This window comes from Corynebacterium sp. KPL1986 (assembly GCF_000477975.1).
Taxonomy (GTDB): Bacteria; Actinomycetota; Actinomycetes; order Mycobacteriales; family Mycobacteriaceae; genus Corynebacterium; species Corynebacterium accolens.
In genome coordinates, this window is the sequence record NZ_KI515719.1 from 811,211 (window position 1) to 823,660 (window position 12,450).

Annotated in this window: 13 protein-coding genes; 3 read left to right on the top strand and 10 right to left on the bottom strand. The window is 59.2% G+C overall.

Features of this window, described 5'->3' with window-relative positions; genetic code table 11:
- Positions 1 to 2: 2 nt before the first annotated feature.
- Positions 3 to 749, bottom strand: a complete 747-nt coding sequence (dapB, locus tag HMPREF1287_RS03775; RefSeq protein WP_023017333.1) for a 4-hydroxy-tetrahydrodipicolinate reductase — start codon at positions 747 to 749, stop codon at positions 3 to 5.
- A gap of 124 nt (positions 750 to 873) precedes the next feature.
- Here dapB and HMPREF1287_RS03780 point away from each other — a divergent pair, with 124 nt between their 5' ends.
- Together HMPREF1287_RS03780 and HMPREF1287_RS03785 are read left to right on the top strand one after the other, a co-directional pair.
- Positions 874 to 1,263 (top strand): VOC family protein, encoded by a 390-nt coding sequence (locus HMPREF1287_RS03780; RefSeq protein ID WP_005278808.1) that lies wholly within the window; start codon positions 874 to 876, stop codon positions 1,261 to 1,263.
- A 118-nt stretch (positions 1,264 to 1,381) separates the two neighbouring features.
- On the top strand, positions 1,382 to 2,113 hold the full coding sequence (locus tag HMPREF1287_RS03785; protein ID WP_023017332.1) for an AMIN domain-containing protein: 732 nt from the start codon (positions 1,382 to 1,384) through the stop codon (positions 2,111 to 2,113).
- 86 nt (positions 2,114 to 2,199) lie between these two features.
- On the opposite strand, the gene HMPREF1287_RS03790 is transcribed toward HMPREF1287_RS03785, so the two are convergent.
- The 4 genes from HMPREF1287_RS03790 to HMPREF1287_RS03805 form a co-directional block, all read right to left on the bottom strand.
- Positions 2,200 to 4,446 (bottom strand): polyribonucleotide nucleotidyltransferase, encoded by a 2,247-nt coding sequence (locus tag HMPREF1287_RS03790; protein ID WP_005278804.1) that lies wholly within the window; start codon positions 4,444 to 4,446, stop codon positions 2,200 to 2,202.
- A 213-nt stretch (positions 4,447 to 4,659) separates the two neighbouring features.
- The gene (rpsO, locus tag HMPREF1287_RS03795) at positions 4,660 to 4,929 is read right to left on the bottom strand and encodes a 30S ribosomal protein S15 (RefSeq protein ID WP_005278802.1); all 270 of its coding nucleotides are present in this window, start codon (positions 4,927 to 4,929) and stop codon (positions 4,660 to 4,662) included.
- A gap of 149 nt (positions 4,930 to 5,078) precedes the next feature.
- Positions 5,079 to 6,020, bottom strand: a complete 942-nt coding sequence (locus HMPREF1287_RS03800; protein ID WP_023017331.1) for a nucleoside hydrolase — start codon at positions 6,018 to 6,020, stop codon at positions 5,079 to 5,081.
- Positions 6,021 to 7,043 carry a bifunctional riboflavin kinase/FAD synthetase gene (locus HMPREF1287_RS03805; protein WP_023017330.1) on the bottom strand — a complete coding sequence of 341 codons (1,023 nt, stop codon included), beginning with the start codon at positions 7,041 to 7,043 and terminating at the stop codon, positions 6,021 to 6,023.
- Between the two features lie 23 nt (positions 7,044 to 7,066).
- On the opposite strand from HMPREF1287_RS03805, the gene truB reads away from it, so the two are divergent.
- Positions 7,067 to 7,960: a tRNA pseudouridine(55) synthase TruB gene (truB, locus tag HMPREF1287_RS03810; RefSeq protein ID WP_023017329.1), complete on the top strand. Its 894-nt coding sequence runs from the start codon at positions 7,067 to 7,069 to the stop codon at positions 7,958 to 7,960.
- Between the two features lie 46 nt (positions 7,961 to 8,006).
- Here truB and HMPREF1287_RS03815 read toward each other — a convergent pair whose 3' ends face one another.
- The 5 genes from HMPREF1287_RS03815 to rbfA all read right to left on the bottom strand — a co-directional run bounded on the left by HMPREF1287_RS03815 (position 8,007) and on the right by rbfA (position 12,276).
- Positions 8,007 to 8,681, bottom strand: a complete 675-nt coding sequence (locus HMPREF1287_RS03815) for a 4'-phosphopantetheinyl transferase (RefSeq protein ID WP_023017328.1) — start codon at positions 8,679 to 8,681, stop codon at positions 8,007 to 8,009.
- On the bottom strand, positions 8,681 to 9,487 hold the full coding sequence (locus HMPREF1287_RS03820; RefSeq protein ID WP_023017327.1) for a metallophosphoesterase: 807 nt from the start codon (positions 9,485 to 9,487) through the stop codon (positions 8,681 to 8,683). Before HMPREF1287_RS03820 ends, HMPREF1287_RS03815 begins: the two co-directional genes overlap by 1 nt.
- 76 nt (positions 9,488 to 9,563) lie before the next feature.
- Positions 9,564 to 10,874, bottom strand: a complete 1,311-nt coding sequence (locus tag HMPREF1287_RS03825) for an MATE family efflux transporter (protein WP_023017326.1) — start codon at positions 10,872 to 10,874, stop codon at positions 9,564 to 9,566.
- Positions 10,864 to 11,832 carry a bifunctional oligoribonuclease/PAP phosphatase NrnA gene (locus HMPREF1287_RS03830; RefSeq protein ID WP_005283546.1) on the bottom strand — a complete coding sequence of 323 codons (969 nt, stop codon included), beginning with the start codon at positions 11,830 to 11,832 and terminating at the stop codon, positions 10,864 to 10,866. The genes HMPREF1287_RS03825 and HMPREF1287_RS03830 overlap by 11 nt, the downstream gene beginning before the upstream one ends.
- Entirely contained in the window at positions 11,833 to 12,276 is a 444-nt protein-coding gene (rbfA, locus tag HMPREF1287_RS03835; protein ID WP_005278773.1) for a 30S ribosome-binding factor RbfA, read from the bottom strand.
- Positions 12,277 to 12,450 lie beyond the last annotated feature (174 nt).

Consider the following 12,450-nt stretch of genomic DNA (forward strand, 5'->3'; position numbering starts at 1 on the left):
CGTTACAGCCCCAGGTACTTGTCTAGCCCGACGACCAATCCCGGGTGCTGCGCAATCTCGCGCACACCGACCAAAACGCCAGGAGTAAAGGAGGAACGGTCGTAGGAATCCTGGCGGATGGTCAGGGATTGCCCCTGCGCACCGAAAATAACCTCTTCGTGGGCCACCATGCCGCGGGTACGCACGGCATGTACTGGGATTCCGTCTACATTCGCACCACGCGCGCCCTCGAGGGACTTTTCCGTCGCATCCGGCATCTCGCCCAATTCGGCATCGCGGCGCGCCTGAGCAATGGCCTCTGCGGTGTGGATGGCGGTACCGGAAGGCGCATCCAGCTTGGTGGGGTGGTGAAATTCCACGACCTCTGCGGTCTCGAAGAACTTCGCCGCCTGCTTGGCAAGCACCATGGTCATCACGGCAGAGATGGCGAAATTCGGTGCGATCAGCACGTTTCCAGCACTCTCTTGGCGGGTCCACTGCTCCACCTGGTCCAAGCGCTCTTTATCAAAGCCAGTGGTGCCCACCACGCAGTGAATGCCGTTTGCGATGCAAAACTCCAGGTTCCCCATCACTGAATCAGGCTGGGTGAAATCTACGATGACCTCTGCGTGATTATCAACCAATTGCTGCAGGTCATCCCCGCGGCTAATTTCCGCTACGAGCTCTAAGTCATCTTCGGCATTAACGCCTTCAACAATCGCCTTGCCGACGCGCCCTTGCGCTCCCAAGACTCCTACTTTGATCGCCATTGCGGGCCTCACTTTCTTAACAACTTTGAGTTAAACCTTTGTTTCTTTCCCATCCTATCGCGCTCGCCCATCCGCGGCGGGCGGGCGTCCGAACGGCAAAAATACCACTGCTAGACTGGGCGTCATGCAGATTTATATTGCGTCCGTTCCAGTAGATGACGTTGCTCGCGCCCACGATTTTTATGTCGATGTCCTAGGTTTCCGGGTAAAAGATGACGTCACACACGGCGATTTCCGGTGGCTTACGGTCACCAACGCGGACGGCGATGGCAGCGTTGAACTGCTCCTTGAGCCCAAGGGCCACCCTGCCGCTAAGACGTACACCGAGGCGCTGAAGGCGGATAATATCCCGGTCACCCAATTCTTATCGCAGGATGTGGAGAAAGAATACGCCGAACTCAAGGACAAGGGCGTGGACTTTACCATGGAGCCCACCGACGTTGGCCCCTCCATTATCGCAGTCTTTGACGATACCGTGGGTAATCTCATCCAGCTCGTCCAATTGAAGCGTTAGGCCCACGCCTTCGCTACTTTCCCTTGTACAACAATTGCATCACTTCCCCAGTTGGGCCACTTGTGTACCGGTAGAATTGAAAGAGACAACAAGGTAGACAACCTAGGAAGTGGTCACAATGTCTCGATCTACTCTCACCCGCGTTATCGCTGCTGGCGCCGGCATGAGCTGCATGCTCTCGCTGGCTGCTTGCGCTAGCCCCAGCGATGACGAGGCCGCCGATGCCTCATTTGCCACGCAGCAGGAATCAACCAGTTCCACGGCGGAATCGACCACGTCTGCGGCAGAGAAATCGGAGCCTTCTACCACAACCACTGCCGATGACCCAACCAAAACGGTAGAAGACACCGCCCCGTTAAGCCACCATCAGCAACACGCGCAGGGCAATGATCCAAAACCTGCTTTTGGCGGCATGGGCACGCCCTCCCTCGAGGATCAGCGCCACCTTCCTCCTGGCCTGGGTGGCCTCGTTCCCACTGGGATTCGGGTAGCCGCGCATGATTCTTTTACCCGCGTGGTGATTGACCTCGAAGGTGACGGCGAAGCCGGGTGGTTTACCACTTATACTGATCAGCCCGCCCACCAGGCCTCGGGACTTCCGGTCGAGGTCAAAGGCGCTACATTCCTCAATCTTGGTATCGAGGGCACCCCGTGGCCATCAACACCAGAGTTAGAGCAAAGGTTCATGGATTCTGGCATCACCCCAGGTGCCGGTGTTGTGCAAGAGATCAACTACACCACCACCTTCGAGGCGCAAACGCAGTTGGTCATCGGGCTAAAGAAGCAAACGCCTTATTCCGTGACCTTCTTGCAGAACCCCAAACGCCTCGTGCTTGATTTCCAAAACTAAGTGATCACGGCGCAGGCATAGAAAATGGCCCTGTTTCCCACCATATCCGGGAAACAGGGCCACTGCTCTAAAGAGCGTCTGAGGGATTAGTCCTCTACTGGCACCAAGGAGATCTTGCCGCGGTTATCAATATCCGCGATTTCTACCTGTACCTTATCGCCAACGTTTACGACATCTTCGACCTTCTCGATGCGCTCGTCCCCACCCAGGTTGGAGATGTGGATCAATCCATCGCGGCCTGGGGTCAAGGATACGAAAGCGCCGAATGGAACGGTCTTGACTACCGTGCCGAGGAAACGCTCGCCCACTTTGGGCAACTGCGGGTTGGCAATGGAGTTAACCTTTTCGATCGCAGCGTCTGCGGCCTCGCCGGTAACTGCAGAGATGTAGACCGTGCCGTCGTCCTCAATCGAGACATCAGCACCGGTATCTTCGGTGATCTGGTTGATGGTCTTGCCCTTAGGGCCGATGAGCTCACCGATCTTGTTGACCGGAATTTTCACCGAGGTGATCTTCGGGGCTAGGCCAGACATCTCATCTGGGGAATCGATGACCTCAGCCATGGTTTCCAGAATGGTTGCGCGGGCATCGCGGGCCTGTTCGAGCGCCTGGGCCAAGACCTTAGAAGGAATGCCGTCCAGCTTCGTGTCCAGCTGCAACGCAGTGATGAATTCGGAGGTACCTGCAACCTTGAAGTCCATGTCGCCGAAGGCATCTTCGGCGCCGAGGATATCGGTCAGTGCCACGAACTTTTCCTTGCCCTTGACCTCACCGGAGACCAAGCCCATGGCGATGCCGGCTACCGGCGCCTTGAGCGGAACACCCGCGTTGTAGAGGGACAGGGTGGATGCGCAGACTGAACCCATGGAGGTGGAACCATTGGAGCCGAGTGCCTCAGAGACCTGGCGGATGGCATACGGGAAATCCTCGCGCGACGGGATGACCGGAAGCAGGGCGCGCTCGGCGAGCGCACCGTGGCCGATTTCGCGGCGCTTGGGTGAGCCCACGCGGCCGGTCTCACCGGTAGAAAATGGCGGGAAGTTGTAGTGGTGCATGTAACGCTTGGACTCGATAGGAGTAAGCGAGTCGATCTGCTGCTCCATCTTCAACATATCCAGGGTGGTGACACCGAGGATCTGCGTCTCACCGCGCTCGAACAAGGAAGAACCGTGCGCGCGTGGTACCAAGTCAACTTCAACGGACAGGTCGCGGATATCGGTTAGCCCGCGGCCATCGATGCGGAAGCCATCGGTCAAGATCTTGCGGCGCACGATCTTCTTCATGACCTCGTTATAAGCAGCGCGAATCTGCTTGGAGGCCACTGCCTCTTCCAGGTCAGCAAACTGCGGCAGCAGGTCTTGTTCGACCTGCTCCATGTGTTCGTTCGTGGCCTCGTCGCGCTCCTGCTTGCCCGGGATCGTCAGCAAGCTCTCCAGCTTCTTGGAAGCGGCCTTTTCCACGGCGGCGAAGACATCGTCTTCATACGCTGGGAAGAGCGGGAACTCCTGGGTCTCCTTGGCGGTGCGCTCTGCCAGGCCGTTCTGGGCCTCACACAGGGTCTTGATGAACGGCTTGGCTGCCTCGAGGCCCTCGGCGACGGCGGCTTCTTGCGGTGCCGGGGCGCCATCGGCAATGCGCTCAGCAACGTTGGTGCCGGCGCCAGCTTCCACCATCATGATGGCGACGTCTTCTTTACGGCCCTTAGTAACGATGCGGCCTGCGACCACCATTTCAAACAGCGCGCGCTCGTGCTGCTCGTGGTTCGGGAACGCCACCCACTGGCCTTCTGGGTGCTTGTCATCAGCGATGAGCGCCATGCGCACGCCGCCGACGGCGCCGGAGACCGGCAGGCCGGAAAGCTGGGTTGCTGCGGACGCGCCGTTGATGGCTACGACGTCGTAGTACTCTTCTGGGTCCTGCGACAGGACGGTGATGACCACCTGCACTTCGTTGCGCAGGCCCTTGACAAAGGTGGGGCGCAGCGGGCGGTCGATGAGGCGGCAGGCCAAGATGGCCTCGGTGGAGGGACGCCCCTCGCGGCGGAAGAAGGAGCCGGGGATCTTGCCGGCTGCGTACATGCGCTCTTCCACGTCCACGGTAAGTGGGAAGAAGTCAAAGTTCTCGCGCGGCTGGTTCGAGGCAGTCGTGGTGGCCAGCAGCATCGTGTCATCATCGAGGTACGTAGTTACGGAACCATCTGCCTGGCGGGCCAACTGGCCGGTTTCGAAACGTACCGTGCGGGTGCCAAAGTCCCCGTTGTCGAGGACAGCGATAGCTTCGGTAATACCGAATTCTTCATCGATATTGAACTCTACGGAGTTCTGAACGCTCATCTAGTAATTCTCCTTGAATGTTTTAGGCGATCGTCGGTGCCGCCTTTTCCACATTGTTTTTGACAACGGTGAAAATTCTAACAGAGATTCCGCACTTTTGAGCTACGGCAATTACAAACGCCCCTGCTCCCTACAAGGATTAAGAGGGTATAAAACCACTAATTCCCCTTGCCGCAGGGCAAGGGGAAAAATTCGGCCGCAGCCGCGTCGCAATTAGCGGCGCAGGCCCAGGCGGGAAATCAGATCACGGTAACGATCCACGTTGTTTTCTGCCAAGTACTTCAGCAGGCCACGACGACGACCAACCATCAGCAGCAGACCACGACGGGAGTGGTGATCGTGCTTGTGGAACTTCAGGTGCTCCGTCAAAGTGTTGATGCGGGAGGTCAGCAGGGCAACCTGTGCCTCGGGGGAACCGGTGTCGGTCTCGTGCAGGCCGTACTCCTTGAGGATTTCGGCCTTCTTCTCAGTGGTCAATGCCATGAGTATTTCTCCTTTATTTCAGTCCACACTATTCTTCAACGCGCAGCGCCGCCGTGGCGAACTCCGCGTGCCGCAACTGTCGTGAACCACAGTCGCTAAGCCAACTGGTCATCTTACAGCCAATTAGCGTGGCAAATCAAAACGCTGCACTACTTGGCGCCCACCGTGCGGAAAAGTTCTTCGAGGCGGTCTACAAATTCACTGACAAACCGCTCGTTGTCCACGCCCACGGCGACCTTCGCGGTCGGTTCCTGGCTCAGCCTAGTTTCGTCCGCGATGGTGCGCCCGCGGGTGGGGCCTTCGGTATCGGTTTTCATATTGGTCTCGACGACCTCCACCAACGACGGATCGGCGGCTACCGCCACGGCCAGCGGATCGTGCAGGCCGCAGCCGCCCAAGTGAGGCGCCGTGGTGGCATAAGCGCGGATATAGTAATCCACCATATCGGCGAAAATCTCGCCCGCGGCCGTTCCTGTTGCCCGCCACCTCGCGGTTTCCTTTTCCGTCAAGAGGGTGCGCAGGGTGACATCAAGGCCCACCATGGTGACATCGCTGCTGTGGCGGAAGAGGTAATCCGTAGCATCCGGGTCCTGGGAAATATTGGCCTCAGCCCACGCGGATACGTTGCCGGGAACGGTCAGCGCCCCGCCCATCATGACGATGTGGGCGTTGGTGGCAAAGGTGGCATCGGCAAGCATGGCCTGGGCGATGGTCGTCGACGGACCGGTGGGGATAATGACCAGTTCATCGCCGTAATCGCGCACGGCCTGCAAGAGGAACTCCGTGGCCGACTGGGCGTCCTCGGTCTTATCGGACGAGGTAAGCGCGACCTCGCCCACGCCATTCTGGCCGTGAATGAACGAGGAAATCTCGCTGGGCTGGAAACCGTCCGGGCTGGGGCCGGCAAAGACCGGGATATCGGGCCTATCTAGCAATTCCAGCAGGGCCAGGGTATTGCGCACCGCCAGCGGAACGGTGACATTGCCATAGGTGCACGTCACTCCGATGAGCTCAAGATCGGGGTGGGCCAAGGCATAGGCCAGGGCCAGGGCATCATCAATGCCGGTATCAAGATCGAGGATCGCCTTCATTTACTTCTCCTTTAAGAAATAGTCTTCGCTATTGCAGCCTTGCGCGCGGGCATCGGCAGCCAGCACCGTGCGGGCGGCAGCGACGTCTTGGGCCATGGCTTCCAAAAGCTCATCGACGGAATGGAACTTCACCATATCGCGCAGGTGGCCCACGAATTTCACGGTTGCCTCATAGCCATAAAGATCGGCATCGCGGTCCAAGACGAAAGACTCCACGGAGCGCTCTTCATCACCAAAGGTGGGATTCGTGCCCACGGAAATCGCAGCGGCATAGGCCACTTCGGGCTGCATGTCCCCGTCGAGGGGCGATTCGGAATGGACAATGAACCATCCCGCATACACCCCATCCGCGGGAATGGCTACGGTATCTGGGAAATACTGGTTGGCCGTGGGAAAGCCCAGCTCCTTGCCGCCGCGCCCCGCGCCGCGCACCACGGGACCGGTCACCGTAAAGTGCCGGCCAAGCGCCCAATTCGCCGATTCTATTGCGCCCCGGGACAGGCTCTGGCGAATATAGGTGGAACAAATCTGAACGCCGTCTTCATCCAGCAGCGGGATGATATCGACGCTGAATCCAAACTCCTCGCCCAGCTGCCGCATGGCTTCCGCGGTGCCGCTGGCCCCAGCGCCGAAGGTGAAGTTCTCCCCCACCACCACGTGCTGCGCATGGAGTTTGCCCACCAAAAGGTCGCGCACATAGGGGCGCGGCTCCACCCCCTCAAGCTCCTTGGTGAAGTCAATGACAAGCACCATCTCGATGCCCATTTCTTCCGCGAGCTCCAGCCTGCGCTCGAAGCTCACCACGGACACCGGGGCGCGCTCCGGCAAGAAAACCGAGACCGGGTGCGGGTCAAAGGTCACCATGACGGGGACCTGATTATTCGCCCGCGCATGCTCCACGCAGGCAGAAACGAGCTGCTGATGGCCGCGGTGCAAGCCATCGAAGACGCCAATGGTTACCGAGGTCGGCCCCACATCCGCGGGGATGTCATCGATTCCGTAACAAATATCCACGGAATCCATCGTAGAGCATAGACTTGTACCCTATGACTGATGCGCTCGCACATTCCGGACTTGTCATTGTTGATAAGCCTGCCGGCATGACCTCTCACGATGTTGTTAACCGCCTACGCAGGTATTTTCACACTAAAAAGGTCGGCCATGCCGGCACCCTGGATCCCATGGCGACAGGGGTGCTGGTCCTCGGCATCGAACGCGGCACCAAATTCCTCGCGCACATGGTCGCCTCCACCAAGTCTTATTCAGCTACCATCCGCCTCGGCGCTTCTACCACCACCGATGATGCCGAGGGCGAATTTCGCTGGGGCAAGCCTGCGGCCGCACTGCACCGTTCCGCCATCGAGGCCGAAGTTGCCGCATTGACCGGCGAGATTATGCAAAAGCCCGCCGCGGTGTCCGCCATCAAGATCAAAGGCAAAAGGGCGCATGAATTGGTGCGGGAGGGCAAAGAGGTAGATATCCCGGCCCGCCCGGTCACCGTCCACAGCTTTGATATTCATGACCTGCGCGCCGAGGGCGATTTTATTGACCTCGATGTATCCGTGGAGTGTTCCTCCGGCACCTATATCCGCTCCTTGGCGCGCGATATGGGCGAGGCCCTGGGCGTCGGCGGGCATTTAACCGCCCTGCGCCGCACTACGGTGGGGCCCTTTGCGCTTGCCGATGCCCACCTCCTCAACGATCTTGCCGAAAACCCCAGCCTATCCTTGAGCCTCGATGAGGCGCTCAAGCGCAGTTTCCCCGTCCTGCCCGTCACCGAGGACGAGGCCGCCGCTTTAGCGATGGGCAAATGGTTAGAGCCGCGCGGGCTGTCCGGGGTTCATGCGGCGGTAGCCCCCAATGGCCAGGCCATCGCGCTCATTAAGGAGAAGGGCAAAAGGCTGGCCACGGTCTTTGTGGCGCGGCCGTCCACCCTCTAAGTCGGTGGCTGAGGGATTGCTCGAGGAGATCTGAGCGGGTTTCTGTTCAGGCTGAAAAATCAAGGGCCGGAACCAGCGTAGAAACCACGACATAACCGCCCTCTAGAATCCACTTCCCGGTGATAAACGGCACTGGCGTGGGGCGGGCTAGGATATAGGAAATGAAGGTGCCATCCTCGCGGATATCGATCTCTGCTTGATCGAAATCCAGCCACCGATGCGTCATGGGAAACCACGCCTTATAGGTGGCCTCCTTGGCGCAAAACAGCAGGCGGTCTGGGCAGTGCACCCCAGCCTTTTCTAGGCGGGGCAGCTGCGGCATTTCCCCGGCCCGAGCGATCATGGTCAAGACGTGATCGGGCAGGCGCTGCGCCGGCTCCGCATCAAGGCCAATGGAGCGAAAATCCGTGGTGGAGGCCACCACCGCTGCGCGCAGGCCCTCCGTATGCGTCATAGATCCAATGAATCCTTCGGGCCACAGCGGCATGCCCCGCTCCCCGCGCAGGATCGGGTTCGAGCCTGTAAAGCCCAGCTCGCGCAGGGCCTGGTGCGCACACCAGCGGGCATCGCCAAATTCGGATTTCCGGATACCAACCGCGTGCGAGACTATGGACTGTTCTTTAGGGTCAAGATGCTCATAGTTGAGCAGGTCGGACTCGCGGGCATCCGTACGCACATAGCAATAACGGGTAGTTTCTGGGAATAGGTCGGGATAAAGCATTAATTCACCTCCCCAAAGGTTGAGGTAACTGGGTATGGCCAGGCAATACGGTGCGGCTGGTTACGCCATTCGCGCGGGTAACCTAGGGAGACTTCGATATGGTCTACCCCATCCACATTCATCTTTGAGGGCGTGTGCAGGTGGCCGTAAATGACTGCCTCTGCCTTGTATCGTCGCGGCCACGAACGCGTATGGCGCGAGCCGCTCCACAGGGCGATTTCCGGGAAGCGCAGCACCATCGTGGGCTCCTGCACCAATGGCCAGTGGTTGACCAAGATGGTGGGGCCCTGCACTCGGGATAAACGCTTAATGGAATACGCCAAGCGGTCCCAACACCACGCGCGCACATCTACGAAGGGCGCGATAGCTACCTCATCGGTCATGACGAGCTTTTTGGCACGCGCCTGCTGCACCGCTTCTTCCACCGAGGTCCCCGGTGGGCGGAAACTGTAGTCATACAGGGTAAAAAGTGGCACGATCGTTATCCCATTAAAAACCGGGTAAGGGTCCTCCGGGGTGATAACGCCGATCGCCCGGCAGGCGGCAACCAGGTGATCGTATTTTTCGCGCCCCTTGTACTGGTCTTGGGAACGGGAAAATAACTCGTGATTGCCCGGTGCCCAAATGACGGTGTCATAGCGTGCGGCCAAGTCCCGCAAGATGCGCACGATAAGCTCGCTGCGCTCTGCAACATCGCCTGCCACAATGAGCCAATCTGCGGGATCTGGTGGGGCTAGCTCTGCAATGCGCGCAAAGTTATCACTGATTGCGCCGTGCAGGTCTGCTACTGCCCATAACGTTGGCATTGCCGCTCCCACCCGCCTTCCTCATTCATATTCTAAAGTGCTGTTATTACTCGCTACAGCCACTGTAGCGCAGGTACTACTCTGCTATTACAGCCCATTTCATGGAATAGAAGCGGTAGACCACGCCAATCAGGCGGAAGGAAATGAACGCGGCCAAGCCGCACCACACACCGGTAAGGCCCGTGCCCATGGCATGCGCGAGGAGCACCCCAGGCAAAAATCCCAAAAGCACCGAGGCAATGGTCAGGCTGCGCAGGAATGCCGCGTCCCCTGCTCCCAGCAAAACACCGTCGAGGGCAAAGACCACGCCGCCGGCGATGACCATGCCAACGAGGATCCACCACGGTTGGCTCATGGCATCAATGACCTCCTGCGAGGAGGTAAACACGCGCGGGATGACCCCGGCCCCGGCGGCGAAAACCAGTGCGAGGAAGGCGGAAAAGATGGTGGAATACATCACTACCTTGCTTCCCACGCTGCGCGCGTGGCGCGCCGAACCAGCGCCCAAAGCTGCGCCGGTCAAGGCCTGGGCGGCAATAGCCAGGGAGTCCAAAATCAGCGACATGAAATTCCACAGCTGCATCATGATTTGGTGGCCACCCAAGGCCGCAGTGCCCACGCGGGACACCACGGCCGTGGCGGTAAGAAAGGCCACCTGGAAGCTGGCGGAGCGCAAGATCAGATCGCGGCCCAAGATGAGCTGTTCGCGCACGATGTGCCAACGAAATGCCCACGAGCCTTCGTGCTGTTTATACAGCTCGCGCACGAAGAGGCTCGCGATAATGCTCATTCCCATTACGGTGGCGATGGCAGAACCGGCAAGGCCCCACCAGTACACGAATGCAGGCACGGCAATGGCACCGGGAATCATTCCGGCGAGGGTGAAATAGAGCGGCTTCTTGGTATTTTGTACGCCGCGCATCCAGCCATTTCCGGCCATTTCCACCAGTGTTACGGGAATGGCCAGCGCGGCGATCCGCAGCCACAGCGCGGTGCCGGCCGCCGTAGTGGGATCTCCGGTAAGCCACTGGGCAAATACGCCGCCGAAGATCCACATAATAATGGCCAAAAGCCCGCCGACGCCTAAAGCCACATAGGTAGCTTGCACGCCTTCCGCTACAGCCTCGGCGCGCTTTCCAGCGCCAAACAGGCGGGACGAGCGGGCCGTGGTGCCGTAGGACAAGAAGGTCAGCTGCGTGGTCACCACGGTATGGATCGTGGTTGCCGCGGCGAGCGAAGCCAGTTCCTGGGCACCCAAGCGCCCCACCACTGCGGTATCGAGCAGGAGGTAGAGCGGCATCGCGGCCAGGACGCCAAGCGCAGGAAACGCGAGGCCAAAGACCTCGCGTGCGCTTACTGTCGTGGGGGTTGACTGCCTAGTGCTCATCGATGGCACTCACCAGCTCCGCAACGATGGCTTCTTCGCTTCCCTGTGTCATGTACCCGGCAGCCGGAACATGCCCGCCGCCGCCAAATTGAGCTGCAAGTTCTGCGCAATTGATCGCCGTCGAACGCAGCGATACCGCCCAAATCCCGGCCGACTGCTCCTTAAAGACCACGCCCAACTGCGTGCCCTCAAGGGCGCGCACGAAATCCACCAGGGATTCCACTGCGGAGTCCGAATGACCTTCGATATCGGCTAGGCCCGCGATGAGGATACCTATGCCCAGCTCACCGGCATGTTCAATGCGCAGTCCCGCGAGCACGCGGCCGACCATCTGCAGATCATCAGGGGTCGTGGCATCGAGTAAATCCGTGGCGATCTGCTTGGTGTCCAGGCCATAGTGCATCAAACGGGTGGCCACATCGTGCATGGCGGGCCTGCCCCACCGGAAACTACCCGTATCGGTCAAAAGGCCGGCGTACAGGCAATGCGCGATGGTGTTTTCTATCTGCACCGACAGCATGTCCAGGATGGTCAAGATGGCCACCGTGGTGGACTCGCACTCTGAATCAACCAAGTTCACGGAGCCAAATCCAGGATTGGATGAGTGGTGATCGATGCACAACACGCGCCCTGCCGCCGCCAGCTCGGCGATGTCTGCGGAAAATAGGCCGGTGCGGTCGATCGACCCGCAATCCACGGTGACATAAACGTCATAGCCCTGCGGTAGCTCTCGGGTGACCTTGACCTGATCCGCTCCTGGAATGGAGTAAAGGTTAGGCGCAAAGTCCTTATCCTGGCCGATGACCGCGCAGGCATCCTTCCCGCTTTGCTGCATGGCTAAGAGCAGTGCCGTGGCCGAACCAATGGCATCGGCATCCGGGCGCAAGTGGGTGATAATACAGATGCTTTGCGCGCCGGAGATGGCATCGACTGCGTCCTGATATTCCTTGCGGGTCACTTAAGCCTCGTCTTCATCGGAGGTCTTATATGGGTTGGCCTCACCCGCGGGCTGGGCATTTTCCTTCAGCTTCGCTAGCTCTTCATCGCGGGCCCGAGCGCGCGCCAAAAGCTCTTCCATGTGCGCGGAGGCCTCTGGGACGGTATCGAGCTCAAACGTCAGGGTTGGGGTAAAGCGCACGGAGAGCTGATCGCCAACGATCTTGCGCAACTGCCCCTTCGCGCGCTTGAGTGCTTCCTCAGCCTGGTCATAATCGGGTTCTGCCTCGATATCGTGGCCGCGCACCGTGTAAAAGACGGTAGCGTCGTGCAAATCACCGGTGACGCGGGCATCGGTCACGGTGACCATCTCCAGGCGGCGATCCTTAATCTGCAGCTCAATCGCGCTAGCCACGATTTCCTGAATTCGTTTTGCTAGCCGCGCCGCACGTGCGTGATCGACCATAAGAACCTCCAAGCTAAAGGGGAAAAATTTATTCCTAAATTACCGTGTCGCGGTATCAGAAACTACCAGTTTAGTAACTCACCGCACCCAATGGAAACCGCTTGAAAATCCCGCACGCGAAAACGCGAAACGGCCCGTGATACCTGCCTCACCTAATGGCCAAACTCCGTGGAG